The sequence below is a fragment of the Streptomyces atratus genome (assembly GCF_900119365.1).
GTDB lineage: Bacteria > Actinomycetota > Actinomycetes > Streptomycetales > Streptomycetaceae > Streptomyces > Streptomyces atratus_B.
Genome location: NZ_FPJO01000003.1, coordinates 172,801 through 195,608 on the forward strand (window position 1 = coordinate 172,801; position 22,808 = coordinate 195,608).

Annotated in this window: 21 protein-coding genes and 1 tRNA gene; 13 read left to right on the plus strand and 9 right to left on the minus strand. The window is 69.1% G+C overall.

Annotation, left to right across the window (positions count from 1 at the left end; all coding sequences use genetic code 11):
- Positions 1-3: 3 nt before the first annotated feature.
- Positions 4-1,446, plus strand: coding sequence for an MFS transporter (locus BT364_RS07655; RefSeq protein WP_079179356.1), 1,443 nt, complete (start codon positions 4-6; stop codon positions 1,444-1,446).
- Between the two features lie 244 nt (positions 1,447-1,690).
- Here BT364_RS07655 and BT364_RS07660 read toward each other — a convergent pair whose 3' ends face one another.
- Positions 1,691-2,191: a DUF6653 family protein gene (locus tag BT364_RS07660; protein ID WP_072484355.1), complete on the minus strand. Its 501-nt coding sequence runs from the start codon at positions 2,189-2,191 to the stop codon at positions 1,691-1,693.
- Between the two features lie 134 nt (positions 2,192-2,325).
- Between BT364_RS07660 and BT364_RS07665 the strand changes: the two genes are divergently transcribed.
- The 4 genes from BT364_RS07665 to BT364_RS07685 all read left to right on the plus strand — a co-directional run bounded on the left by BT364_RS07665 (position 2,326) and on the right by BT364_RS07685 (position 6,402).
- Positions 2,326-2,823, plus strand: a complete 498-nt coding sequence (locus BT364_RS07665; protein WP_072484356.1) for a GbsR/MarR family transcriptional regulator — start codon at positions 2,326-2,328, stop codon at positions 2,821-2,823.
- Between the two features lie 699 nt (positions 2,824-3,522).
- Positions 3,523-4,842: a Na+/H+ antiporter NhaA gene (gene nhaA, locus BT364_RS07675; RefSeq protein WP_072484357.1), complete on the plus strand. Its 1,320-nt coding sequence runs from the start codon at positions 3,523-3,525 to the stop codon at positions 4,840-4,842.
- Positions 4,839-5,357, plus strand: coding sequence for an STAS domain-containing protein (locus tag BT364_RS07680; RefSeq protein WP_072484358.1), 519 nt, complete (start codon positions 4,839-4,841; stop codon positions 5,355-5,357). Before nhaA ends, BT364_RS07680 begins: the two co-directional genes overlap by 4 nt.
- Positions 5,344-6,402: a PucR family transcriptional regulator gene (locus tag BT364_RS07685; protein WP_072484359.1), complete on the plus strand. Its 1,059-nt coding sequence runs from the start codon at positions 5,344-5,346 to the stop codon at positions 6,400-6,402. The genes BT364_RS07680 and BT364_RS07685 overlap by 14 nt, the downstream gene beginning before the upstream one ends.
- 87 nt (positions 6,403-6,489) lie before the next feature.
- Here BT364_RS07685 and BT364_RS07690 read toward each other — a convergent pair whose 3' ends face one another.
- Together BT364_RS07690 and BT364_RS07695 are read right to left on the minus strand one after the other, a co-directional pair.
- A complete protein-coding gene (locus BT364_RS07690) occupies positions 6,490-7,251 on the minus strand; it encodes a class I SAM-dependent methyltransferase (RefSeq protein ID WP_072484584.1) in 762 nt (253 codons plus the stop codon).
- Positions 7,252-7,489: 238 nt separating this feature from the next.
- Complete coding sequence (locus BT364_RS07695) at positions 7,490-7,903, minus strand: MerR family transcriptional regulator (protein WP_072484360.1); 414 nt, start codon at positions 7,901-7,903, stop codon at positions 7,490-7,492.
- A gap of 359 nt (positions 7,904-8,262) precedes the next feature.
- On the opposite strand from BT364_RS07695, the gene BT364_RS07700 reads away from it, so the two are divergent.
- Positions 8,263-9,804, plus strand: coding sequence for a SulP family inorganic anion transporter (locus tag BT364_RS07700; RefSeq protein WP_107408187.1), 1,542 nt, complete (start codon positions 8,263-8,265; stop codon positions 9,802-9,804).
- Between the two features lie 529 nt (positions 9,805-10,333).
- Here the strand turns inward: BT364_RS07700 and BT364_RS07705 are convergent.
- The 3 genes from BT364_RS07705 to BT364_RS07715 form a co-directional block, all read right to left on the minus strand.
- Positions 10,334-11,557, minus strand: coding sequence for an MFS transporter (locus tag BT364_RS07705; protein WP_072484362.1), 1,224 nt, complete (start codon positions 11,555-11,557; stop codon positions 10,334-10,336).
- A 625-nt stretch (positions 11,558-12,182) separates the two neighbouring features.
- On the minus strand, positions 12,183-12,653 hold the full coding sequence (locus BT364_RS07710; RefSeq protein WP_072484363.1) for a MarR family winged helix-turn-helix transcriptional regulator: 471 nt from the start codon (positions 12,651-12,653) through the stop codon (positions 12,183-12,185).
- Between the two features lie 725 nt (positions 12,654-13,378).
- Entirely contained in the window at positions 13,379-13,846 is a 468-nt protein-coding gene (locus BT364_RS07715; protein ID WP_143166462.1) for a hypothetical protein, read from the minus strand.
- A 741-nt stretch (positions 13,847-14,587) separates the two neighbouring features.
- On the opposite strand from BT364_RS07715, the gene BT364_RS07720 reads away from it, so the two are divergent.
- Positions 14,588-15,337, plus strand: coding sequence for a hypothetical protein (locus BT364_RS07720; protein ID WP_072484365.1), 750 nt, complete (start codon positions 14,588-14,590; stop codon positions 15,335-15,337).
- Between the two features lie 304 nt (positions 15,338-15,641).
- Here the strand turns inward: BT364_RS07720 and BT364_RS07725 are convergent, their stop codons facing one another.
- On the minus strand, positions 15,642-15,866 hold the full coding sequence (locus BT364_RS07725) for a helix-turn-helix domain-containing protein (protein WP_030595758.1): 225 nt from the start codon (positions 15,864-15,866) through the stop codon (positions 15,642-15,644).
- A gap of 180 nt (positions 15,867-16,046) precedes the next feature.
- Between BT364_RS07725 and BT364_RS07730 the strand changes: the two genes are divergently transcribed.
- Together BT364_RS07730 and BT364_RS07735 are read left to right on the plus strand one after the other, a co-directional pair.
- Complete coding sequence (locus BT364_RS07730) at positions 16,047-16,952, plus strand: hypothetical protein (RefSeq protein ID WP_072484366.1); 906 nt, start codon at positions 16,047-16,049, stop codon at positions 16,950-16,952.
- Positions 16,949-18,748, plus strand: coding sequence for a hypothetical protein (locus tag BT364_RS07735; RefSeq protein WP_079179359.1), 1,800 nt, complete (start codon positions 16,949-16,951; stop codon positions 18,746-18,748). Before BT364_RS07730 ends, BT364_RS07735 begins: the two co-directional genes overlap by 4 nt.
- Before the next feature lie 154 nt (positions 18,749-18,902).
- Here BT364_RS07735 and BT364_RS07740 read toward each other — a convergent pair.
- Positions 18,903-18,987 (minus strand) — tRNA-Leu (locus BT364_RS07740).
- A 184-nt stretch (positions 18,988-19,171) separates the two neighbouring features.
- On the opposite strand from BT364_RS07740, the gene BT364_RS07745 reads away from it, so the two are divergent.
- From BT364_RS07745 to BT364_RS43940, 3 genes are all read left to right on the plus strand, one after another.
- The gene (locus tag BT364_RS07745) at positions 19,172-20,497 is read left to right on the plus strand and encodes a M20/M25/M40 family metallo-hydrolase (RefSeq protein WP_072484367.1); all 1,326 of its coding nucleotides are present in this window, start codon (positions 19,172-19,174) and stop codon (positions 20,495-20,497) included.
- Between the two features lie 164 nt (positions 20,498-20,661).
- Complete coding sequence (gene chpH / locus BT364_RS07750; protein ID WP_072484368.1) at positions 20,662-20,895, plus strand: chaplin ChpH; 234 nt, start codon at positions 20,662-20,664, stop codon at positions 20,893-20,895.
- Between the two features lie 138 nt (positions 20,896-21,033).
- The gene (locus BT364_RS43940) at positions 21,034-21,774 is read left to right on the plus strand and encodes a chaplin (protein ID WP_072484369.1); all 741 of its coding nucleotides are present in this window, start codon (positions 21,034-21,036) and stop codon (positions 21,772-21,774) included.
- Between the two features lie 74 nt (positions 21,775-21,848).
- Here the strand turns inward: BT364_RS43940 and BT364_RS07760 are convergent, their stop codons facing one another.
- Positions 21,849-22,037, minus strand: coding sequence for a DUF5703 family protein (locus BT364_RS07760; RefSeq protein ID WP_072484370.1), 189 nt, complete (start codon positions 22,035-22,037; stop codon positions 21,849-21,851).
- A 47-nt stretch (positions 22,038-22,084) separates the two neighbouring features.
- Here BT364_RS07760 and BT364_RS07765 point away from each other — a divergent pair, with 47 nt between their 5' ends.
- Complete coding sequence (locus tag BT364_RS07765) at positions 22,085-22,741, plus strand: hypothetical protein (protein ID WP_072484371.1); 657 nt, start codon at positions 22,085-22,087, stop codon at positions 22,739-22,741.
- Positions 22,742-22,808: the final 67 nt, after the last annotated feature.

Genomic DNA, 22,808 nt, shown 5'->3' on the forward strand with positions numbered 1-22,808 from the left:
AACATGGGACAACGCGAAGCCCGTGCCGCCGACGGATCAATCGGCACCAAGGACGAGGCAGGCGCGCTGGCGCCCCGTCAGGCAGCGCTGTTATGGCTGGCCTGCGCGGCACAGTTCATGGTGGTGCTCGACGTGTCGGTGGTGAACGTCGCGCTGCCGTCGATCCAGACCGCGCTCGGCTTCGACGCTGCGGGACTGCAGTGGGTCGTGGGCAGCTACGCGCTGGTCTTCGCGGGCTTCCTGCTTCTCGGCGGCCGGCTCGCGGACCTGTACGGCCGCCGGCGGGCGTTCATGTGGGGGCTGGTGTTGTTCTCCGTCTCCAGCCTGGTGGGCGGACTCGCCGCCGGACCTGGCCTGCTGATCGCCATGCGCGCGGTGCAGGGCCTGGGCGCCGCGGTGCTGGCCCCGGCAACGCTGACCATCCTGACCACGACCTTCCCCGAAGGGCCCGGCCGTACCAGGGCGTTGGCGATCTGGACTGCCGTCAGTTCCGCCGGAGGCGCGGCGGGCAACCTGATCGGCGGCGTCCTGACCGACACACTGTCATGGCGGTGGATCCTGCTGATCAACGTGCCGATCGGCGCCGTGGCCATCCTGGCCACCCTGCGCCTGCTGCCGGCCGATCGCTCCCGCGCGGCGTCCGGCAGGCTCGACGTCCCCGGGGCGGTGCTGGCCACACTGGGCGTCACCGCGCTCGTCTACGGGGTCAACCAGGCCGGAACACAGGGCTGGACGGGGCCGGCCACTTTGACGGGCCTGGCGGTCAGTGCCGTGGCGCTGATCGCGTTCGCGGTGACGGAGGCCCGGTACGCGACAGCCCCCCTGGTGCCGCCGGGCCTGGTGCGGCTACGACCGATCTGGGCGGGCAACATCACCATGCTGCTGGCCGGCGGCTGCTTCATCCCCATGTGGTACTTCCTGTCGCTGTACATGCAGGACGTCCTCCACTACGGGGCCTTGGCCACGGGCGTCGGTTTCCTGCCCCACACGCTGGTCGGTATCGCGGCCGCCCGGCTCGCTCCCACCGTCATGGAGCGCACCGGCGCCCGCGGTCTCATCGTCCTCAGCGCCGCCCTCAGCGCCGTCGGCTTCCTCTGGCAGAGCAGTATCAGCACGGGCAGCGGTTACCTGGACGGCCTGCTCGGGCCCGCGATCGTCATGTCCGCCGGTATGGGGCTGCTCATCACCCCGATCACCACCACCGTCACCTCGGGCATCCGCGAGCAGGATGCAGGGGCAGCCTCCGGGCTGATGAACACCACTCGCCAACTCGGCGGTGTCGTCGGGCTCGCCGCCCTCGTCACCCTCGCGACCGCCGACGGTGGACCGGACCTGTCGTACAGGGCCGTATTCATGGCGACGGCGGCTGTGTGCGCGGGCGTTGCGGTGATGGCCTTGGCTCTGCCTGCGCCACAAGAGAGCCGGGACAAGTCGATGCGGCGGTGAGCTCCCGTCCCGGCCCTCGGCCGCGAGGTGTTGGGCGTACCCTCACTCTCGGTGGCGACGGGCAGGGCGAGCAGCACGGCACCGATGACAATTACAACAGCGAAGGCCATGACGACGGTGCGCGCCGGGTGAGTCGTGAACAGCGGCTGCCGCACCCGCGTCGCGCGCCATCACATCACCGCCCGTTCATGGAGGTCCGACGCCAAGGGATCCAGCTGGGCCGTGGAGGGTGCGAGGAGTTGTTTCACGCCGCGGTGTCCGGGGACTGGCCGTCCCGTGTCCGGTCGCCCAGGTACTGGAAGAGCAGGCCGTAGCGGTCGATTCGCCACAGCTGGGCGAGCACCACCAAGGCCGTCCCCAGGGTGAGCGGCCAGATGTCGAGGGCGATCAGCCCCCAGGCGATCAATGCGAAGCCGAGCAGGCCGGTTGCGATCAGCCAGTTGAGGATCGTCCTGTGCTCGGCCGGAACCTTGCCGTCGACGTGGAGCTGCTCGCCGTAGATGCCCCTCGCGGCCCAGCTCGTGGGACCCACGGGGCCGAACAGGTGCACGTTGAGCCAGAGCCAGGCCACGACCGCGACGACGCCGGCCAGGCACCACCAGCCGAGCCATTGCCGGCTCCACACCACGAGCTCGAAGGCCGGGATGGCGGCGAATCGGGTCCAGACGCTCCAGGGGTTGGCGTGCCGCCTCCAGGACTCGTCGGACATCCCGTGCAAGTCGGCTGCTGCCTTGATCTGGGCCATGAGCGTTTCCTCACTGCTCGGATGTCAACGTCCGTCGGCCACGACGGCCGGTCGCGTTCAGAACTCAACCGTACAGAAGTTTCAGAGATCTGCGAACACTCTGAATGGAGGGGATGCTCGGTTAGGGTGTCGGCATGGGCGACGACAAGCGGCTACGGGACGCGGCGGAGAAGCTGGCGCTGATCCTCGCGCAGGGCGGAATGCAGAAGACCACTGCGCGGGTGATGACCTGCCTTCTGTTCAGCCAGCAGGAGACGCTGACCGCCGCCGACTTGTGCGCGGAGCTGCAGATCAGCTCCGGAGCGGTGTCCGGTGCGGTGAAGCAGCTCGCTCCGAGCGGCCTGCTGGAGCGCGTCCCGGCGCCAGGCAGCCGCAGGGACCACTACCGCTTCCCGGACGGCGCCTGGGCCACGCTCATGTCGCAGCAGAACCAGCTCCTCGCCACCATGGGAGAGGCCGCAGACCAGGGCCTCGCGGCGGCGGGCGACCCGTCCACCCCCGCCGGGCGACGACTGGCGGAGATGAAAGACTTCTACACGTTCATGCTGCGCGAACTGCCCCCGCTGATTGAACGGTGGCGCACGGACTTCACCGCGAAGCACCCCAACCAGGAGACACAGCAGTCCGGTTGAACGATCAGAACGGCCAACAGGCGTGGCAGACAACGACGGCGGCGGCCGCCACTGCTGCGTCACGCCTCCGGCCGCAGGCCCGTGCAGTCGGTCTCCAGCGGATCGAGGCGCTTGAGGCCGGCCAGTTCGATGCTCTTCCGGTCCGGGCACTGCTCATCGAGGACACGGGTGGACAAGACGTAGAAGGTCCACTGGCCGAGGTACCAGAAGGCCGAAGGTCTGCTTGTGCTGGTGGTGCCGCAGGCAGAGGACGTACACGTCCGAGCGCCGCAGCGTCATACAGTGCCGGGCGCTCCCGCTAGCCGAGGCCGCCGTACGTACGCAACACGGACCCTGCGCCCCGCCCGGGCGGGGCACAGTCCGGGTGCCCGAGTACGCGCCGGTGCCAGGGCGACCGGCCTTCGTCTTCCTGCCCGGGTCGGTCGGCGGCGGCACTCCTGTGACAGGCGCTGTTGCGAGCACGCCGAAGCCGGGTCTGCTCGATGGCGGCGTGCTGGACAAGACCGATATCGAGAGCGCCCCACTCTCCGGGGCTTCTCCGCATCGGCCACTGCCGTCGCGGGCTCTCGTGCTCTGGCGCTCGTGCTGGATAGGGTGTGAGGAACGCGTCAAGAAGCGCGCCGGTGTGCCGGGAAGTCTGGTCGGCGGTCAGGGGACAGGTGTCTCCCGACCCTGACTGCTGCCCCGGAGGCGTCCTTCATGCCGGATATACAGCGCGAACGCACTCCATTCCTCGGGGTGCTGCCGTGGAGGGAGCGCCGCGCGGTCAGCGAGGCGTTGCGGACCGAGACGGTCGGCGGGTTGGTCCTGCTGGTCGCGGCGGTCGTGGCCCTGATCTGGGCGAATTCCCCCTGGAACGGTGCGTACGAATCGGTGCGCGAGGCGCATTTCGGGGTTGGCTTCCTGGGGCTGGACCTGTCGGTGGGGCACTGGGTCTCGGACGGTCTGCTGACCGTCTTCTTCCTGGTCGCGGGCATCGAGCTGAAGCGCGAGCTGGTCGTCGGTGAGCTGCGGACCCCAGCGACGGCGGTATTGCCGGTGGTGGCCGCGGTCTGCGGCATGGCCGTCCCGGCCGCCCTGTACGTGGTCGTGTCCTCGGCGGGCGGCGGTTCGCTGTCGGGGTGGGCGGTGCCGATGGCCACCGATATCGCGTTCGCACTGGCCGTCCTCGCCGTCCTCAGCACCAGTCTTCCCTCGGCGCTGCGCGCGTTCCTGCTGACCCTCGCGGTGGTCGACGACCTCGGCGCGATCCTGATCATCGCCGTGTTCTTCACCAGCGGCCTCAACCTCCTCGCGCTCGCCGGTGCCGCCTGCGGCCTGGGAGTGTTCTACGTGCTCCAGCGCAAACGGGTCCGCGGCTGGTGGTGGTACGTACCCCTGGGCGTGGCGATCTGGGCGCTGATGTACAACGGCGGTATCCACGCCACCGTCGCCGGTGTCGCGATGGGGCTGATCCTGCGCGCCACGCCCGACCCCCGCACCACTGCAAGCGCCGGGCCTGAGGCGCTGTCGCCCGGGGACCGGACCGCGCACCTGCTGCGCCCGTTCTCCGCGGGGGTGGCCGTCCCGCTGTTCGCCCTGTTCGCCGCCGGAACGAACATCTCCCTGACCGCCGTGGGCGAGGTGTTCACCCGCCCGGAGCCGCTGGGGGTGGTGGCCGGCCTGGTCCTGGGCAAGACGGCCGGGATCTTCGCCGGGACGTATCTGGCGGCACGGTTCACCCGGGCCCGGCTGAACCCGGAACTGGCCTGGGCCGATGTGTTCGCACTTGCCGTACTGGCCGGCATCGGATTCACCGTCGCCCTCCTCATCGGCGAACTTGCCTTCCCCGATGTGCACGAGGCCGAACACATCAGGGCCGCCGTCCTGACCGGATCCGTGATGGCGGCCGCGATCTCAGCGGTGCTCCTCAAGCGCCGGGACCGCGTCTACCGGCGCCTGTGCGAGGAGGAGGACCGCGATGACGACGCCGACGGCATCCCGGACGTCTACCAGCGCGAACAGGGCGGTGCACTGTGAACCTCCGCCGCGAACAGGCACTGACCGTGACCGCCTGGCTGGCCCTCACCGCTGCCGCCGTGTGGGCGGGAGTCGAGCTCTACCCCTACTGGCTGCAGTTCGCCTGCCTGATCGCCGCAGCCGCCTCCTTGCGCATGGCCCTGCACACTCTGCGGCACCACATCGGCCGTGTCAGCCCAGGAAGGCGGTTCGGAGGCGGCCGCGCGGTCATACGGCTCAAACAACCGGCCACCGGCGAGAACCCGGACCGCGTCACTCAGAATCTGACCGCAGCGCTTGACCCGCCACCGAGCGTGCTGGAGATCAGCCTGACCGGCATCCGCACACTCGGTACGGACGACGCCCAGGTCCTGTTCACGGTCCTTCGTACGGCCCACGAGCGCGGCGTGCCGGTCCTCGTCACCCACGCGAACAGCCATGTCCGAACCGCCCTGCACAGCATGGGCCTGGACCGGTTCTTCAGCTACCCCGACGACAGACCACGCAGCAAGGAGCACCGCGGTGAGCAACTCTGAGGCAACCGATGGCTGCTTCGGCGGTTATACGGAGCTGCTCGCTACGGCAGCCACGACCGGCCGTCGCCTCACCCGTAGCGAACTCAACGCCCTGCGCGCGTTCGGTGAACAGGCTGCCGGAGGCGGGGCGACGTTGCGTCAGGTCGTCGCGATCCATCTCGAAGCGGCCCGTTCGGCGTGGCCGGGTGCCCCCGCTTCGACCGACAGCGTCCTTGCCGTCATGGCCCAGGCCATCGACGCACTGGCCGAGGGCTACGACCGGGCCCAGCACTTCGCCGTCCGGCAGCAGGAAGCCGCCCGCCGCGAATTCATCGACGACCTTCTCTACGGACGCAGCAACCTCGGCCGCCTCGCCGAACGGGCGGAACGTTTCGGCCTGCGCCTGTCCCATGCCCACGCCGTCGCCGTGGCCCAGGGCCCCGACCCCTACGCCGAGGGTGACGAAGTGCCCCGGCGGGTGGAACGCGCGGTGACCGGCCGCTTCGGCGAGCGCCAGATCCTCCTCACCACGAAGGAAGGGCGGCTGATCTGCATCGCCCCCGGTGACCAGCGCGACGTGCTCACCTACTTCGCCAAACAGGCCCACGCCGCGACCGACGGAGGCCGGACCGCGATCGGCCGCGCCCACCGCGGCGCCGGCGGCGTCGTCCACTCCTACGAGGAAGCCCTCAACACCCTCGACCTCGCCGTCCGCCTCGGCATGGACACCCCCGTCCTCAACACCGCCGATCTGCTGGTCTATCCCGTCCTGACCCGCGACCGCCAAGCGATGGCCGACCTCGTCCGCACCACCCTCGGCCCCCTCCTCCAAACACGCGGCGGCGCCCAAACCACCCTCGACACCCTCACCACCTACTTCGACACCGGCTGCAACGCGACCGAAACAGCCCGCCGCCTCTCCCTCAGCGTCCGCGCCCTCACCTACCGACTCGAACGCATCCACCAACTCACCCACGCCAACCCCACCGACCCCCACCACCGCTACGCCCTCCAGACAGCCGTCATCGGAGCACGCCTGCTCAACTGGCCCGAACAGAGCCTCTGACCCAGAACACCGTCCCCGTCACCAACACCACCCCGCTCAGGCAACAGTGCGCATCGTCGCCTCCGCAGCTTGACGGGCAGGTAGACATCACGGACGAGCGGCTACCAGGAGATCAACGACGTAGATCTCCTCCACCACTTCAGCAGGGAAAGCCTCCCGCAGTCGCCTGCGCTCCTCGATAAGGAACGCACGGTTGGCGGCCTGGTCGAGGACAAGGAACGCCGAGCGACTGCTGATATTGGCGAGGTGTGTGCCGAGAGAGACCCTGCGCTGCCAGCGGATCTGTCGGCGCGTGACCCGCAATCCGCTCAGCCCCGCAAGCCGGATGGCCTCGCTGTCGTCGGGACGCACCGCGGAACGCGCGGGAACTCCGCAGTGGTGCGCGATGCGCTCGTGCTGGGCACGGATCCACGGCACATCGAAGGCGGTGGTGTTCCACCAGATTGCCAGCGCGCCACCCGAGCGCAGAACACGCAGCGCCTCAGGGACGGAACGGCTGGTATCGGTCCACTGCCATGACTGCGCGTACGTGATGAGAGTGTGCGAGGAATCGGCGAGCGGCAGGGCATTACCGTCACCCCGGACGACCGGCACATCCGGGAGCACCCGACGAAACTCGACGGCCATCGCGTCACCAGGCTCGACGGCGATCACGTCAGCACCCCGCTCACACAGGAGCCTGGTCGAAATTCCAGTGCCCGCACCGATGTCCGGGACGCGGACACCCGCCAGCGAACGGCTCAGGAACCCCTCAACGGCATCGAAAAGCGCAGGCGGATACGAAGGGCGGCTCGCCTCGTACTGAGCGGCCGCCGAGTTGAACGCATGAGCACGTGAGCCGGCATTCATCTCCTCATCATCGTCCCCTGACCCGGCGCCGGACACCCAGTACTCATGCCGGTGATCGTTTCCGGTCACAGCACAGATCCGTTCACAGTCGCGCTCGGTGTGCATGATGACCCCGCGCACGTCGCCTCCACGCCAGGCACTCCTTGCGCTGCCATACGGCGGTTCCCCACGCCCGGAAAGCGCCGCCGGCACCCCGCCCCAGCGATCACGAACCTGTAGGAGGGAACCGGAGGGCCGGTCAGTGACGGGCAGCAGGAGCAGCGTGGTCCAGGCGGGTGCGGAGAGTGGTGGCGAAGTCCTCGGCTCGGGCCAGCTGGACCCGCAGATCCTCGATCTTCTGGGCGGCGGCCTGCTCGTATCCCCGTACATGCGCCAGGAGTTGCTCCCGCTCCCCGGCGGGCAGCTCCTCATCGGAGTCGAGACGGTCGGTGGCCGCCAGAAGGTCGCGCATTTCATCCAGGGTGAAGCCGAGCGGCTTCATCCGGCGGATGACCATGAGGCGGGCGACGTCGGCCTCGGTGTAGAGCCGGAACCCGCCCTGGGAGCGGGCGGAGGGGATGACCAGACCGGTCTCCTCGTAGTGTCGGATGGTGCGCAGGGACAGCTCGGTCCGCGCGGCGACCTCACCGATCTGCATGTGCTCGCTGCTCACGCGGCGCCCTTCCTCTTCTGTCGCCGAGGCCCCAGGCGGCCGACGCCAATCTCTACCCTAACGTTAGGGTAGAGTGTGTGATCGTGGAGGTCGGCTCCGTGCCGTCCCCCGTTCCCATGGTGCGGGATCGCTCCCGTGACCGTCAGCCGTGCCGGGGCCGACGATGCCCCCGGCGAAGACCGACGCCTGCAGGAGAGAGCGTGCGCATACCCGTGATGCCCGGCGCCGACGCCTGCCCGCCGTGATCCTTCGCCCCTGAGCAGCGCCCGTGCCTGCCGCCCCCTGACTTCAGTCCGCCGTACGCGGGCTTCGCGGATGGCCGCCCCGGCCCTCCTGCGCCTTCTTGCACGCCCGGGGTGATGCCAGGTGTGCCCGAGCACGACAGGTACTTGCTCTTGTCTACGTCCGCACCGTCCCCGGCCGCGCGACTGCGCGGCCTGCGCCCCGACTGGCTGAACAACCCGAAGGTCTGGCGCACCGAGGTCCTCGCCGGCCTCGTCGTCGCTCTCGCGTTGATTCCCGAGGCGATCTCGTTCTCCATCATTGCCGGAGTCGACCCGGCGATCGGCCTGTTCGCCTCCTTCACGATGGCCGTGACCATCTCGGTCGTCGGCGGACGCCGCGCAATGATCTCGGCTGCGACCGGCGCTGTCGCGCTCGTGATCGCTCCGCTGAACCGTGAGCACGGCTTCGGGTATCTCGTCGCCGCTGTGATCCTGGCCGGCGCCTTCCAGATCGTCCTCGGCGCGCTCGGCGTGGCGAAGCTGATGCGGTTCGTGCCGCGCAGCGTGATGGTCGGCTTCGTCAACTCCCTCGCGATCCTCATCTTCATCGCCCAGATGCCGGAGATGCACGATGTGCCCTGGCCCGTCTACCCGCTCATCGTGGCGGGGCTCGCGCTCATGGTGTTCTTCCCGAAGGTCACCAAGGTGATCCCGGCCCCGCTCGTGTCGATCGTCGTCCTCACGGTCGTCACGGTCGCCGCCGGGATCGCGGTGCCGACCGTGGGCGACAAGGGCGACCTGCCGTCCTCCCTGCCCGTCCCCGGCCTGCCCGATGTGCCGTTCACCCCGGACACCCTGACCACCGTCGCCCCCTATGCGCTCGCGATGGCGCTGGTCGGCCTGATGGAGTCGCTGATGACGGCGAAGCTGGTCGACGACATCACCGACACCCGCTCCTCCAAGACCCGTGAGTCCATCGGCCAGGGCATCGCCAACATCGTCACCGGCTTCTTCGGCGGCATGGGCGGCTGCGCGATGATCGGCCAGACCATGATCAACGTGAAGGTGTCCGGCGCCCGCACCCGCCTCTCCACCTTCCTCGCGGGCGCGTTCCTGATGGTGCTGTGCATCGCGTTCGGCCCGGTCGTCTCCGACATTCCCATGGCAGCGCTGGTCGCCGTCATGGTGATGGTGTCGTTCGCGACCTTCGACTGGCACTCCATCGCCCCGAAGACCCTCAAGCGGATGCCTGCCGGCGAGATCGCCGTCATGGTCATCACCGTCGCCTGCGTGGTCGCCACCTCCAACCTCGCCATCGGTGTCGTCGTCGGCTCCGTCACCGCCATGGTGATCTTCGCCAAGCGCGTCGCCCACCTCGCAGAAGTCACCGCGGTCACCGACCCCGACAACACCACCGTGGTCTACTCCGTGACCGGTGAACTGTTCTTCGCCTCCTCCAACGACCTCGTCGGCCAGTTCAACTACGCCACCGACCCCGACAAGGTCGTCATCGACCTGACCGCCGCCCACATCTGGGACGCCTCCTCCGTCGCCGCCCTCGACGCCATCGAGACCAAGTACAAGCAGCGCGGCAAGAGTGTCGAGATCACCGGCCTCAACAAGCCGAGCGCCCGGATCCACGAAAGGCTCAGCGGCGAACTCACCGGCAGCCACTAGGTGCACGGATGGCAGGTGCAACTGTGCAGGGGAAGCCCTTGAGGACTGCCGGGCCGTGCGCCAGCCACCGCCGTGGGGGATGCTGCCGAGCTTTTCGACGCCGACGTGCACCAGCTCAGCGCGGCTGCGCTCAATACGGCATATCGGCTCACCGTCGGCCGGCCAAGCCGGTTCGGCCGTGGCAGATCAGCACGCGGTGAACGGCGGAGGCGGGGCGGCCCGGGATCGGGTTGGCCGGGCCGGGCTTGCGGGCCTGCCGCACATCGCATTCTTCCGTTTTGAGCACTGCTCGGTGCGAGGCCGAGCACGGTTCGCCCGAGCGGTCTCACAGGCCGGGATCTCCAAGCGCCCGTTCAGCATGACCGAGTGCCACCGCGGGACATCGTCGTGCTCGCCCTGCACGAGGGCAAGGAGCGCGGCGGGTCCGAGTTCGCGCGGCTGGTCGCGACCGCCGGCCTGCAGCGCACGCCCCGGCATACTGCTCTGGCCGTCGGCATGTTGATCGCCGGAGCTGACGCTGATGAGCGGCTCAGGTTTCATCGGCGATGCGGGGTGTGCGGACGAACACCGTAGCCAGCGCCACCGCGAGGGGGAACACGGTGAGTACCAGCAGGACTGGGCGGTAGGAGCTGGCCAGGCCCCTGCCGTAGGCGAGGGCCAATGGACCGAACGCAGAAGCACCGACCGTCACGGAATGCACGACCCCGCGGATGGCCCCGAGATGCCTCACTCCGAAGCACCGGGGAAACACCACGGCCTCCAGTGTCCGGACGCCATGGCCAACCGCGCCGAGGGCGAGGCTGTAGCCCAGCACCGAGATGCCAGGTTGCACCCATCCCGCACCTGCAGTCAGGGCGGCGAGGATGAGCATGACCGAGATGATGAGGAAGCGGTCGGAGACCCGGTCGGCGAGCCACCCGAGTGCCAGGGTGGCCGCGAGGCCGGCCACCATCTGGGGCAGGAAGGTGGCTGCGGCCTCGGTGGCACTGAGGCCACGCTCACCGAGCAGGGACACCTGCTGGAAGTTGAGGCCGGTACCGATAAGGCTGCAGACTCCCACCCCCAGCGCAACCACCCAGAACACACCGGTATGCAGCGCTTGGCGCAGGGTCAGATCAGTGAGCTCCGCCTCATCCGCCTTTGCTTCAACTTCCTCCCCCGCCGGAGCGGCGCCTTCGGCTTCGGACGAGTTGGTGCCGCTCTGGGGGCGAGGGGGCAGGAACAGGGCTGCGGGAACAACGAGCAACAACACGGCGAGCCCTTCCAGCACCAGGGCCGTACGCCAGCCCTGGTACTGGATCATTCGCTCCAGGGCCAGAGGTGTGAGCGAGATGATCGCTGTGCCGACGGCCGAAGTGAGGCCCATGGCCAGTCCGCGGCGACGCTCGATGTAGATGGCCACGGCCGTGGTCGCGACGAGGCTGAGTGCCCCTTGCCCGCCTACGCGCATGCCGATGAATGCCATTGTGAGGCTGGGGACGCCCGCGATGAGGCTCGAAGCGATGAGGACTCCGCCGAAGCACAAGGCGACGCCGGCCATCAGGGCACGCGGGCCGAAGCGGTCGATGAGCCTGCCGAGGAACGGCATGACGAAGGCGCCAGAGACAGACCCGATGAGGTAGGCGGTGGAGACAGCCGAGCGGCTCACACCGAGATCCTGGATGAGCGGGTCGACGAAGGCCGAGACGGCCGTGGTCTGTCCGGGGGCAGTCAGGCCGAACGCGATGGAAGTGATGGTGACGATGCGCACCATGGACGAGCGGTCCGGCTGCGAGGCGCTTAACGCCGGTGCGGTGGGGGAGGAAGAGCCGAGAGTCAAGACGATGAGTCCTTCGTGATGGTGAACGTCAGCAGCCTTGTTGTCGGTGTACTCGCCAAAGTGGCTCTGGCAAGATTTTCGTAGCCGGAGATCATCCCGGTGTACGCCGACACTTGTGCCCGGGTGGCCGCGAGGGCAGCCCTTCACCCGGCAGAGACAAGCTGCCCCTGGCGAGTACGAGGAAGGGGGTGGCCCTGGCGATCAGGCCACAGTGTCCGCCGACACGTCAGGATCGAGGCATACCGGACTCTCCGTTTCGATCACGATGACCGACCAGTCCGTGTAATCGGCACCACCCTATTCATTTCAGGACCTTTGCAGGCCTCCTCGGAAACCCGTGGCTGATTCCCTGCGGGTCGCGGTCGCTTCGCCCGGCCTGAAAGACGTTCCCTGCTTTTCACCCACCGTGCATCCAGTGCACTTCGGCGTAATCTGAGATTGCGATGCGCCTGTGACGCAGTGGCCCCTTGAGTCAACTGCATTCGAGCTCAACGTATCCGCGAAATTTGTGGGCCGTCAAGAGCTTTACGATCTCATATAAATGACGGCTGGGTGATATTCAAGATTTCTTCGCGTCAAACTGTTCGGCTGTCAAATACTTGAGAAGCCAGGCCAGTTGGCGTTGCTCCGCTCGGTTCGAGTGAGCGAAAAACTCCTCCTCCAATGCCCCCTGGCCGGTGATCGCCTGTTCCAGCTGTGCCCGCCCGAGTGCCGTCAGACCGACCGTGACCAGGCGCCGGTCGTGCTCGGCGGGGGTGCGGTATACAAGGCCTTTCACCTCAAGCGTGTTCACAACCCTGGAGATGGCGGCCTGGGACGCGTCGGACAGGCGGGCGATCTCGCGCACTTCCAGGTCGTCGGTGGCCCAAAGTATGTTCAGCACACGGAACCCCGCCCAGCTCCAGCCAAACTGCCGGTGATGGGCATCGAGCTTCCGCGACAGGCAAGCGAAGACCGGCGATTGCCGCGAGTATCGGCTTTCGCCGGGCCCTGCCTCCTGCCTGCGGCTGGCGGATTGCTTCAGGCCCATTCGACAGTCAGGGGCCCGTCGGGCAGCCAGCCGTCCCAGTAGCCCTCGACAATGTCCGCGAGTTCCGTTGGGTGGGTGGGTCTGTGCGATTGGCGCACCTGCCCAAGGTTCCACCATCGCACCTGCAATTGGGCTGGTTCGGACCTCGGCCGCAGCGGGTGTGTGACGGTGGCCATCAGCAGTCGCCGTTCGGTGCGGCGGCCGCGGTCAGCACCCGGCGGTGTGGCCCACGCGTGTCCGATGACCGGGACAGCCTCCCAGGACGTCAGGCCCCACCAGGTGCCCGCCGCCTGTGTCGCAGCCTGGTGATAGCTCTGCCGTGTGCCGCAGACGATATGAGGGGGAGTCAGGGCGTCAGCGGCGTCGCGCAGCAAGACACGGTGACGACGGTGGTCCAGCAGCAGAAGGTGTGCGATGCGGGTCAGGCGCGGGGAAGGGAGAGGCATGCTTCTAAGATCACAGCCTGCCATTCCAATGGCACCCGGTGTGGCCCGTACGGGTATCCCGCGCCCAGTACCGCCTGTGCCCTGTGCGGCGGCACCTCCGCGCGGGTCAGCGCGGCCCCGCCGCCCGGCGGTGGGGGTCTCCTGGTGGGACGTCGCCGGTTCTTGAGTCCGGACATCCAGGAGCGGATGTTGACCGAGCGGGGAGCGCTTGCCTTGGGCCGGACCCGCGCGTGGGAATGAGGCGGGCCAGGGCGGTCGGCCTGTTTCTCGGTGGCGGTCTCAGCCCGCTTCTGGGCCCGAGGCGGCGCTGAGGCGGAAGAGCACGTGGCGGGCCTTGCGGTGGATTTCTTCCAGCAGGCCCTGGCCGACCATGTCGCGCAGGGCCTGGCGGACGTCCCGGCGTGAGGGGGCTCCGCCGATGGCCACGCGGACGTCTTCGGCCGACCACAGCCTCTGGGGGGCTTGGCCCATGAGGCCGAGGATCGCCCCGGTGTCCAACTGCTGTTCGGACGAGGCTGGTTGCGCGGACGCGGTGGTGCCGGGCAGGACGACTGCCAGGTCCGGCGGGTTGGCGACGAGTTCGTCCCACAGTTGCCCCAGTCGCGGGATGTCGGCCACGGTGTCGCGCATGCGTTCGTACATGCGAGCCTCAGCCGCCGCCTCGCCGGCGCGGCGGTCGAACTCTGCGCGCAGGGCCTGTGCGTCGGCCGGGGTCTTCACATCGCACCAGGACCGAAGAGTTTCCACGATCGGCACGGTAGCCGTGGGCCCGGCCCGCGCAAAGCCGTCCGCTGCCGCCGTCCCCCGTACTGGTGAAAGATCGCATGCGGCCGCTACCGGTCCAGGGCGTGCTGCCCGTCGGGCAGCCATTCCTGCAGGTAGCTGTGGAGGAAGGCCGCGAGCTCGGCCAGCAGGGCGGCCACCTCGCCGGCGAGAAGGCATGCGACGGGCCACCAGGACGTGCGGTGCGTTCCGGACCCGGTATGCGGGCGCGGTGGTGCCGGGCGGCAACAGGGGCCGTTTCGCCGCGTGGCTGTGACCCGCCGGCACGGGTGGGTGCGTCCAGGGAATCCCTGCGGTGCTGGCGATCGGCGCGTGCCGGAGCCCCCACCGGTGGCGGGCGGCATTGCGCACGGCGCGCACGGCGGGCCGGCAGGACTGGCCGGTGCGCACCTCAGCCTGTGGCGGCTGCCGGAAGGGCGTGTGATCGCGCAGCAGCACCTCGGCGCACGAGTGGTCCACCGGGGCCAGGGCAGCCGCGGTGAGGACACTTCGATGCCGGTCACACTGCCTTTCTTATCTTGGAATGGCGCCTTGGCGGAGCCTTCCGGGTGGGTCCGTAGTGTGGGCTTCCCACAGCGGGTGCGTCAGCGCTTTGCTGCCCCTGTGGGCTGCGGCCGTCGCCGCGGTGAGGGTCTGATCACTCGTCAGGGTGGAGAGATGTGATTGCGTGGCCGCACACTGTGACCGCAGTCCTAAGGTGTCTGCATGGACAGGATCAGCCTGACCTGGGAAGCCGCGCTGGCCGATCCGCCTGCCGCCGCTGCGCTGCTCAGAAGGCTCGAAGAAGAGGCCGAGGCCTACATCGCCCGGTCGCGCACGCTGCGCCAGTGGCTGGAGAACGTTCCGCCGCTCACCGCGATGGGGGCCTTTCTGCCGACCGCCGAACCCGAGGATCACAGCTCGCAGACTCCGGAGCCCGGGACGAGAACTGACAGCACGTCAAGTGGGGGCGGCATGGGCGGCGGGCCGCGGACGCGGGAGGGGAGAACGCACGCCGGACCGCAGGGCGGCGGCCCGGGCTGTCCTGGTGACGCACCCTCGTCTGCGGCATCCGGAGACGAGCCGCCGGCCCGGCCGCACGAGGGCCGTGATGGGGGCCGGGGCGACGCAGGTGCGGGCACGGTCCCGTCCCAGCGCCGGGCGGCCGGACGCGAAGAAGCCGGGCCCGGCCCGGCTGACGGCCAGGACACCGCGCAGGTGGCACCACCCGGTGGCCAGCAGCCGACGCTGTACGAGCGCGTCGAGGCCCTCCTGGTGAGGTTCAGGCCCGGTGCTCCCCAGACCGCCCGGGGCATTGCCCAGGAGATCGGCCACGCGAACCTGCGGAGCCTGCGGCCCATTCTGGACCGCATGGCCGCGCAAGGGCTGCTGGTGAAGACCGAACTCCACCCGCGTGCCGTGGTCTACCACCGCCCGGAGACCGAAGGATCAGCGAAGGAGGCGACGATGTTCTGACTCCGCGCCCAGTTCACGATCAAGGGGACCGGGCCGCCGCCAACTCTCACATCAGCGGCGGCCCTGAGCGACCCGGACCCCAGCAAGCCACCTTTTCACAGTGTCCCGTTGCGCTGCCCGTGGGCTGCGCAACGGGACAGGCAGTGCGGCCCGGTCGTCGTCGGCACTCTAGCGCGAGCACCGCGCCAGAGTGCCGGGTACGGCCGTGCCGTCATCCCATCGGGTGGCCCGCCGACGGTGGGCCACCCCGTCGAGGACGGTCACGATGCCACCACCTTCCCCCGTGCCGCGCAGTCGCGGCACCTCACACCTCCCGGCCCGGCCACAGGTCGCGGTCCAGGGCCTTCTCCAGGCTGGCGACGGTCAGCAGGTCCGGCCAGACCCGCCCCTCCAGAACATTGGCGATGGTCAGCCGGCTGACCCCGCTGTGACGCGACAGCTTGGCCACCGACCAGCCTGTGCTCTCCAGTGCCGAGGCGAGTGCGAGGGCCAAAGCCTGGGCGACCTTGGCCCCGTGATGGTCAGTCAACGCAGCTCTTGGCCAGAGCCCGCCATGGACGAATCCACGCGGGCAAACGGAACGGCTGTCTCCTCGGGGCACATGCCCCAGTCTCACCCATCCGGATCTCCCGGGTCGCACGGCGTCCCCCAGCACCCAGCATGGTATTCCAATGGCACCCCGCCGGGGGTGTTCGTCTGGAGGATGCTGATGGAGCGTCGGATCGCGCAGTACCAACCCTCGAACAGACCACCTGCCTGGGAACGCGTTGCCGACGAGGTCCGCACCACCGTCGCCCGCGCCACACCCACAACCACCCATCGCGCCCGGGACCTCCTCACCGCCCTGACCCGGATCGCCGTCTACGCCGACCAGCAGGGTCACCGGGCCGACGCCCGCCTGTGGCTGGCCCCCGCGATGGTCGAGCAGTTCGCAGCGGCAGGCTGCCCTGAGGTCACCCAGGCCACCCGCGCGAACTACCGCGCCTGCCTCACCGCTCTCAGGACCGCCGTCTTCGGGCCCGACCTGCCCGGCGGACGCCCCGTCCCGCTCTCCTCGTCCGACCCCTCCCAGCCCTACAGCCCGAACGAGAAAGCCGGCCTGTGGGCCTGGGCCGGCGGCCAGTCCACCGCCGAACTCCGGTACGGACTGCGGCTGCTGCTGGCCCTCGGCCTGGGCTGCGGCCTCGACACCACCGAAATCATCCCTTTGCGCGGCCCCGACGTACGCGTCCTTCAAGACGGCTCCTGCGTCCTCGCGGTCCGGGGAAACCGCACCCGCCTGATCATCTGCTCACGCCCCTACGAGCGCACCCTGGCCCAGGCCGCCGGGCACGCAGGCACCGGCCACCTCTTCCGGCCTGCCTGCTTCGCCCGGTCCAGCAACACCGTCACCGACCTCATCTACCGCGCCGTCCGCGACCCGCGCGTACCGCACCTGGTCCTGGGCCGCTGCCGCGCCACCTGGCTGGTCGAGCGCATGAACATCCCCATCCCGCTGCCCGTCCTGCTCGCCGCGGCCGGCCTCGACTCGCTCCACGCCCTCTCCCGCCTCCTGCCCTACCTCAAAGGCACCGGCGCCGAGCAGGCCCACACCATCCTCAGGGAGATGCCGTGACCCCCACCCACAACCCCCGCCCACTCCCGCACGGCCACACCGGCACACCCGCATGGCTGTACCAGCTGCGAGAACGCCGCCAGAACGTCAAAGCCGCCGACTTCACCCGCGCCCACCAGCTCGTCGAACGCTCCGGCATCATCCCCCTGCTCCACCAAGCACAGCAGCGCGCCCGCAAATCCAACGCCGGACGCACCCGCACTGTCAGCCTGAGGGCCCTGTTCATCGCCATGACCCTGGACTCCTGGCGCAACCACGGACGCGTCGTCCTGGCCGAGGTCGCCGACATCCTTGCCCATCAGCTCACCCCTGCCGCACGCGCCCAACTCGCCCTGCCCGCATGGCCCGACAACGCCGACGGCTTCGAGTCCGCCTACCTGGCTGTGCGGCGCGCCTTCCACGCCGCCGAGGCGGTCATGGACCCCTCCCCACTTCCCAAGCGCCGCCTCCCGCGCGCAGACGCCCTGCGTCTGGAGCAGCAGGCCGACCAAGAGCAGCTCGCCGCACGCCGCCAACTGCTCGTGGAGGTCACCAACCGCATCGTCGAAGCCTCCCTCGCCCCGGCCAGAGCCGTCATCGAAGAATTCTGGGACGGCTCGGCCGCCGTTGACGCCACTCCGATCCGGACCTTCTCACGCGGCGTGAGCGCCACCGGCCCGGACACCGCCACCGACCCCGACGCCGCCTGGTACGTCCGTGAGGGCAACCACCGTGACCCCGCAACCGCCCCGCAGGCATGCAACACCCACAGCGGGGGGAAGACCCGCAAGGCCAAGCGCTACCTCTTCGGCTTCGAAGCCACCCTCGTCGTCACCGGCGACACGTCCGCCGCCCCGCCCGGCAGCACCTCGGCAGCCGCCCGCGACCACAGCCAGCACCTGCCCGCCCTCGTGCTCGCCTTCACCGTCCACAAACCCGGACACGACCCCGCCGGCAACGCCATCACCGCACTCCGGGACATGCGGCGCCGCAACTACCCCACCGGCTGGCTCGCCGCCGACCGCGCCTACAACGCCGCCCTGCCCGAAAATTTCCACATCCCCGTCCGCGACCTCGGCTACCGCCCCATCTGGGACTACCGCATCGACCAGCTCGGCATCCAGGGCACCCACGCCGGCGCCCTCCTCATCGACGGCACCTGGTACTGCCCCCACCTCCCCGAAACCCTCACCACCACCACCGCCGACCTCCTCAACAAAAAGATCGACAGAAACACCTGGCGCGCCCGCATCGACGCCCGCGCCTCCTACCGCCTGCGCCCCAAAGCCGCCCCCGACCACCGCGGCGCCCGACGCATGCTCTGCCCCGCAGCAGGCACCCACCCCACCGTCGCCTGCCCCGTCAAACACCGCAGCCTCGGCCGCGACCCCCGCCTGCCCCTCATCGACATCACCCCCACCCCGACAGGACACCCCGAAATCTGCCGCCGCGAGTCCCTCACCTTCACCCGCGACATCGGCATCCGCCACTGGCAGGAACTCGACCACGGCCTCGCCCCCTGGGTCCACCACTACTTCCGCCTCCGCAACCGCGTCGAGCACTTCAACGGCTACGCCAAGGACCACGAAGCCATCGAACGCTCCCGCACTCGCCGCATCCGTGGGATCGCCGCCCAGTCCCTCCTCCTCGCCTTCCAGATCGCCCACGCCAACCACCGCAAACTCGCCAGCTGGCTCGACACCCTCCAGACCAACAACCAACCCGCCCGCCGCCGCCCCTCCAACCGCCACAAACTCAAGAACCCCCGCCGCTGGACCCCCAACGGATACCTCCCCGACACCACCCCGGAAACCTGACCCACCCCACCTCCCACACCCCACCTGAACAGCACAAACACATCTGGCCCTCTGCGAACCCGCAGAGGGCCAGATCACGTCCACCACAACAACAAAGCCGGTCAAAGCGACAAAGTGTCGCTTTGACCGGCTTCATTTGGTCGGTTGACCTCTGTGTCCGAGGGGGGACTTGAACCCCCACGCCCGATAAAGGGCACTAGCACCTCAAGCTAGCGCGTCTGCCATTCCGCCACCCGGACAAGGTGTCTGTCTCGCGGGCTCCGGCCCGTTCCGACGTGGAAAACAATAGCAAACATTCGAAGGTGCTCGATCACGCCCCGGACCGTGTGAAGGGCGCATGACGAGGGGCGGGTGCCCTTGGGCCTGCGGGCCCGGCGCGGGAGGATGAGGGGGAGCACCACAGCGACGGTGGAAGGAAGCAGCGTGAGCGAGACCAGCACGGCCCGGACCGGCTCCGGTGAGGACGAGGTCGTCGACCTCTGTCGTGAGCTGATCCGGATCGACACCAGCAACTACGGGGACCACTCGGGACCGGGGGAGCGGGGCGCGGCCGAGTACGTCGCGGAGAAGCTCGCCGAGGTCGGGCTGGAGCCGCAGATCTTCGAGTCCCACAAGGGGCGTGCCTCGACCGTGGCGCGGATCGAGGGCGAGGACCCGTCCAGGCCCGCGCTGCTGATCCACGGCCACACCGACGTGGTTCCGGCCAATGCCCACGACTGGACGCACCACCCGTTCTCGGGCGAGGTCGCGGACGGCTGCGTGTGGGGCCGGGGCGCGGTCGACATGAAGGACATGGACGCGATGACCCTCGCGGTCGTCCGCGACCGGATGCGCAGCGGCCGCAAGCCCCCGCGCGACATCGTGCTGGCCTTCCTCGCGGACGAGGAGGCGGGCGGTACGTACGGCGCGCGGTACCTCGTGGACAAGCACCCGGGCCTCTTCGAAGGAGTCACCGAGGCGATCGGCGAGGTCGGCGGCTTCTCCTTCACGGTGAACGAGAAGCTCCGGCTCTACCTCGTCGAGACGGCCCAGAAGGGCATGCACTGGATGCGGCTGACCGTGGACGGCACCGCCGGCCACGGCTCGATGACCAACGACGACAACGCGATCACCGAGCTCTGCGAGGCGGTCGGGCGGCTCGGGCGGCACAAGTGGCCGGTCCGGGTGACCAAGACCGTACGGTCCTTCCTGGACGAGCTGTCCGACGCGCTCGGCACCCCGCTCGACCCGGAGGACATGGAGGCCACGCTCGCCAAGCTGGGCGGCATCGCCAAGATGGTCGGCGCCACGCTCCGCAACTCCGCCGCTCCCACCATGCTCGGCGCCGGCTACAAGGTGAATGTCATCCCCGGCCAGGCCATCGCCCATGTCGACGGCCGGTTCCTGCCCGGTTACGAGGACGAGTTCCTGGCCGATCTGGACCGGATCCTCGGGCCGCGGGTGAAGCGCGAGGACGTGCACGGCGACAAGGCGCTGGAGACCAGCTTCGACGGCTCGCTCGTCGACGCCATCCAGGTCGCCCTGAAGGCGGAGGACCCGATCGCCCGCGCCGTGCCCTACATGCTCTCCGGCGGCACCGACGCCAAGTCCTTCGACGACCTGGGTATCCGCTGCTTCGGATTCGCCCCGCTGAAGCTGCCGCCGGAGCTCGACTTCGCGGGCATGTTCCACGGAGTGGACGAGCGTGTGCCGGTGGACGGTCTGAAGTTCGGCGTGCGGGTGCTCGACCGTTTCATTGACAACTGCTGACGTCTTGCCGGTTTTCCACCGACTTTCCGCATCAACAATCGTCAGCATGTGCGTATTTGACCGGAACGAGTGAAAGAGACCATACGCTCGTAGCTCGATTACCTCTTCCTCGTTACAAGTGATGCGGTCCGCGGCTGGGACCGCATTGCCAACTAGGAGGAATAATGATCAAGAAGGTCGTCGCTGCTGCGGCTGTCACTGGTGGTCTGGTGCTCGCGGGTGCGGGCATGGCCGTCGCGGACTCCGGTGCCCAGGGCGCCACTGTCGGCAGCCCCGGCGTGATCTCGGGCAACAACGTCCAGGTGCCCATCCACGTCCCGGTGAACGTGTGCGGCAACACGGTCTCCGTGATCGGGCTGCTGAACCCCGCCTTCGGCAACACCTGCACCAACGCCTGACGTTGTGCGTCAACCCGTAAGGGTTTGAACCCGGTCGGCCCCGTAGTGCACGCCATGCACTCCGGGGCCGCTGGGTACCCCGCCCCCGCACGGTCAAGTCCGGGGGTATTCCGGAAGGCAGAAGGCAGGGAACAACCTATGCGACAGGTCACGCGTAAAGGCCTGATCACCATGGCGGCAGCGGGCGGCGCACTCGCGCTGAGCGGCGGCTACGCGCACGCGGACGCGGGAGCGTCCGGCGAGGCGACGAATTCCCCGGGGGTGCTGTCAGGGAATTCGGTACAGATCCCGGTCCACGTACCGGTCAATGTGTGCGGCAACTCCGTGGACGTCGTGGCACTGCTCAACCCGGCGTTCGGAAACACTTGCGAAAACGGTTCGCAGGACGACTCCCAGGGCAAGCACGTCTCCGGCAGTCACGTCTCCGGCGACCTCACCCAGGCGAGTCGGCCCGGCACGGGCAAGCACCGGGCCCCGATCGGCGGCGGGGCGACGGCCCAGGGCGTCGCGAAGGGCTCGCCGGGGGTGCTGTCCGGCAACAGCATCCAGGCGCCCATCGACATCCCCGTGAACGCCTGCGGGAACAGCATCACCATCGGCGGTCTGCTCAACCCCACCTCCGGCAACGACTGCGGGAACAGCACGGACGTCGTCACGCCGCCGCCGGTCACTCCAGTCACTCCGGTTACTCCGGTCACCGAGCACAAGCCCCCGGCGCCGGAGAAGCCGGCCGTGCCCAACGTGCCCGAGGCGCAGAACGTCGCGCAGCTCGCACACACGGGAGCGGGCGGGCTCGACCTGCTGATCCCGGCGAGCGCGGGCCTGCTGCTGGCGGGTGCGGGCACGGTGCTCTACCGCCGCGCCCGGACGGCCGCCTAGGCCCCAGGGGCCCGGGACGGCGACACGAGTACGACGAAGAGGGCGGGTCCCGCGACTGCGGGGCCCGCCCTGCCTCACCACGTGGCCCGGAGCTGGCGGATGATCCGTCGTCGCAGACGCACCCTGCGGCTGCCGTCGTGGCGCAGCGTCAGCCGGTCCAACTCCCAGTGACCGTACTCGGCGTGGTCGGTCAGCAGGCGGGCTGTCTCCTTCCGGGACACCCCGCGCGGTACGTACACATCGACAAATTCGTATTCCGGCATCGCATCTATTGTGCGGGCAGAGCCCGTGTACGGATAGCGTCTGCACTATGTCTGATGCTGCGCAGCCCACCGCTGCCGAGGTACGCGCCGCCGCCGAGGCGGTCAAAGCCGCGCTCGACCACCACCTCGCGGCCGTCGAACGCCGGACCGGGGACGACGACGCGGCCGTCTACGACGCGTTCAACGCACTGGCCGCTGCCGCCGAGTTCTACGACGAACTGCTCTACGACCGATACGACGAAGTCACCCCTTTCGAGATCCCGGGTGCGGAGGATTCACTGCCGCCGTACACCGGCCCCGAGGAGCCGAACGCACTGAGTGTGCTCATCCGGCGCGACTACGCGGTGGTGGAGCCACCGAGGCTGCTCGCACAGGCCCAGCGGATCGCCGACCTCGATCCGGACGAACGCGGCGGGAGCGCCGCGGTGGTCGGCTCCAGCGTCCACGCGGCGCTCGGAGTGCTCTTCGGGGAGTACGAACCGGACGAGATCGCTTCCCGGCACGCGGAGTTCGGCCTGGAGGAGGGCGACTCCACGCTCTGGGTCACGGCCGCCGAGGAACTCCCCGAGGCGGGGGAGTGGCTGGGCGCGCCCTTCGACGACGCGGATCCCCAACTGGTGGTCTGCCGCTTCGACGCCAGCGCCGTCTTCGACGAGGACGAACCGGACGAGGAACCGGCCCGCCTGGTGGTGGACGGCTCCTGATCCGCCGGCCGGACGGGCTCGCTGCCGAGCCCGTCCGGTGAGGTCCTCGCCGACCCGACCCGGCCCC

What these genes read in the sequence shown, in the direction of transcription:
- BT364_RS07760 (WP_072484370.1), bottom strand. Translation starts at nt 22,037, where the DNA reads ATGCCGGAATACGAATTTGTCGATGTGTACGTACCGCGCGGGGTGTCC.
- BT364_RS07660 (WP_072484355.1), bottom strand. Translation starts at nt 2,191, where the DNA reads ATGGCCCAGATCAAGGCAGCAGCCGACTTGCACGGGATGTCCGACGAG.
- BT364_RS07705 (WP_072484362.1), bottom strand. Translation starts at nt 11,557, where the DNA reads ATGGTGCGCATCGTCACCATCACTTCCATCGCGTTCGGCCTGACTGCC.
- chpH (WP_072484368.1), top strand. Translation starts at nt 20,662, where the DNA reads ATGATCAAGAAGGTCGTCGCTGCTGCGGCTGTCACTGGTGGTCTGGTG.
- BT364_RS43940 (WP_072484369.1), top strand. Translation starts at nt 21,034, where the DNA reads ATGCGACAGGTCACGCGTAAAGGCCTGATCACCATGGCGGCAGCGGGC.
- BT364_RS07690 (WP_072484584.1), bottom strand. Translation starts at nt 7,251, where the DNA reads ATGAATGCCGGCTCACGTGCTCATGCGTTCAACTCGGCGGCCGCTCAG.
- BT364_RS07730 (WP_072484366.1), top strand. Translation starts at nt 16,047, where the DNA reads ATGGAGCGTCGGATCGCGCAGTACCAACCCTCGAACAGACCACCTGCC.
- BT364_RS07710 (WP_072484363.1), bottom strand. Translation starts at nt 12,653, where the DNA reads ATGGGCCTGAAGCAATCCGCCAGCCGCAGGCAGGAGGCAGGGCCCGGC.
- BT364_RS07765 (WP_072484371.1), top strand. Translation starts at nt 22,085, where the DNA reads ATGTCTGATGCTGCGCAGCCCACCGCTGCCGAGGTACGCGCCGCCGCC.
- BT364_RS07720 (WP_072484365.1), top strand. Translation starts at nt 14,588, where the DNA reads ATGGACAGGATCAGCCTGACCTGGGAAGCCGCGCTGGCCGATCCGCCT.
- BT364_RS07665 (WP_072484356.1), top strand. Translation starts at nt 2,326, where the DNA reads ATGGGCGACGACAAGCGGCTACGGGACGCGGCGGAGAAGCTGGCGCTG.
- BT364_RS07700 (WP_107408187.1), top strand. Translation starts at nt 8,263, where the DNA reads ATGCCAGGTGTGCCCGAGCACGACAGGTACTTGCTCTTGTCTACGTCC.
- nhaA (WP_072484357.1), top strand. Translation starts at nt 3,523, where the DNA reads ATGCCGGATATACAGCGCGAACGCACTCCATTCCTCGGGGTGCTGCCG.
- BT364_RS07655 (WP_079179356.1), top strand. Translation starts at nt 4, where the DNA reads ATGGGACAACGCGAAGCCCGTGCCGCCGACGGATCAATCGGCACCAAG.